The organism is Vibrio sp. L85 (genome assembly GCF_963871815.1).
Classification (GTDB): Bacteria; Pseudomonadota; Gammaproteobacteria; order Enterobacterales; family Vibrionaceae; genus Vibrio; species Vibrio harveyi.
Map to the genome: position 1 here is coordinate 1 of NZ_CAWMYL010000268.1, position 1,786 is coordinate 1,786.

The following is a 1,786-nucleotide window of genomic DNA, read 5'->3' on the forward strand; positions in this document are numbered from 1 at the left end:
CCCTTCTCAGTAGTCAGACAACAGGCATTGAAGGTCATGAATGACAGGGATATCCAGACCCTCTGCCTTTACCTGAAAAAACAGAAACGGACCGTGGAAGAGTACCAGTGGCAACATTACGATGAACAATGCAATCTCCTGGAGCAACTGTTAAGGCAGGTGTTCTTGTGCCTTGAATGTGAGGCCGGTAAAGGCTCAGAAGCCGTCGTCGCCCAACTTCAACAGATGCAGACGGAAATCGCATTCGGTGGACCACTGAAGACGATGGATACGTCGCTCATCCCGAAAAAGCACCTCCCATGGTTGGTTAAACAGGATAACGTTAACCCGCAACGTTACGAATGGCTGCTCTACCGGCAGTTAACCTCACGACTGAATGGACGCATTTATTTGCCAAATGTTACCAAATACCGCGCACTGGAAGACGACCTGATCCCCCAGACATCGCAGGATACCTTGCTGGCCTCATCAACACTGGACAGACTAAAACAGCCCGCAGAGTTATTGTTACAGGAGAAACAACACCGGCTGGAAAGTGCACTCAAAGACGTTGCTCTCCATATTGATGAGGGAGACAATCGAAATGTGATCATGAAAAATCGTACCGGTACCCGCTGGCGTCTGCCGACCAAAAGCGCTACATCTCTGGTCAACAATCCCTTTTTTAAGCGAATGCAACCGGTCGGTATCGCGGATGTACTGCGGTATGTAGAGCGCGAAACCGGGTTCATGAAATGTCTGACTCATGTACTTCCGATACAAAAACAAGGGTTCACTCATCAGGATGATTTACTGGCCATTCTGATTGCCAACGCCACTCACCGTGGTGTGTATGGCATGGCGCAGATCTCCGATCGAAGCTATGAACACCTGAGTACGGTGCAGGCCAACTATATCCGGCCTGAAACGCTGCATGACGCCAGCGACGTGATCAATAATGCGGTTGCAGCGCTACCCATCTTCCGCCACTACCATATTCAGGAGGACCAGCTGCATGCCAGTGCGGATGGTCAGAAATTCGAAACCCATCTGGAAACCTTTAAAACCCGGTACTCCTCTAAGTATTTCGGCACCAACAAAGGGATCACGGCCATGACACTGGTGGCCAACCACAGCGCCCTCAATGCTCGGATCATCGGTTCCAACGAGCACGAATCACACTATATTTATGACCTGTTACAATCCAACAGCAGTGAAATCAAACCTGACGTACTCTCGACAGATACACACGGTGTCAATCATGTTAACTTCGCCTTACTGGATCTATGCGGTTACAGTTTTGCACCGCGATACGCGCAGTTCAGTAGTGTCATCAATGATCTGTTTGATGTGACTGAAAGTGAACAAGGCAGCACCATACTGGCGCTAAAGAAGCCTATCAGAACGAATGTTATTACAACGGGATGGCAAGATATCAGGCGTATTGTTCTGTCACTTCAGACAAAGCGGACGACACAAGCAATGCTGGTAAGAAAGTTGTCTGGTTACCCTTCTGGACACCCAATATTACAGGCTCTGACGGAGTATAATCGACTGGTTAAAGCGCAATATTTACTTGACTACATCGACGATGCCAGTTTGCGGCAGTATGTGCAACGTGCCCTGAACCGGGGAGAAGCATGGCACTTCCTTAGACGAGCCATTGCGTCGGTGAATGGTGATCAGTTCCGTGGCAAAAACGAGTCTGAAATCGCTATCTGGAATGAATGCGCAAGATTGCTTGCCAACGCGATCATCTACTTCAACTCCGCGATACTGAGTCATCTTCTGGGACACTTTGAAGCGA

General features: G+C 49.0%; 1 protein-coding gene. It reads left to right on the forward strand.

Translation table 11 applies throughout. The features are described from left to right. Positions 1 to 1,786: Tn3 family transposase (locus tag AACR11_RS29805; RefSeq protein ID WP_114145681.1), on the forward strand; the 1,786-nt coding region annotated here is incomplete at both ends.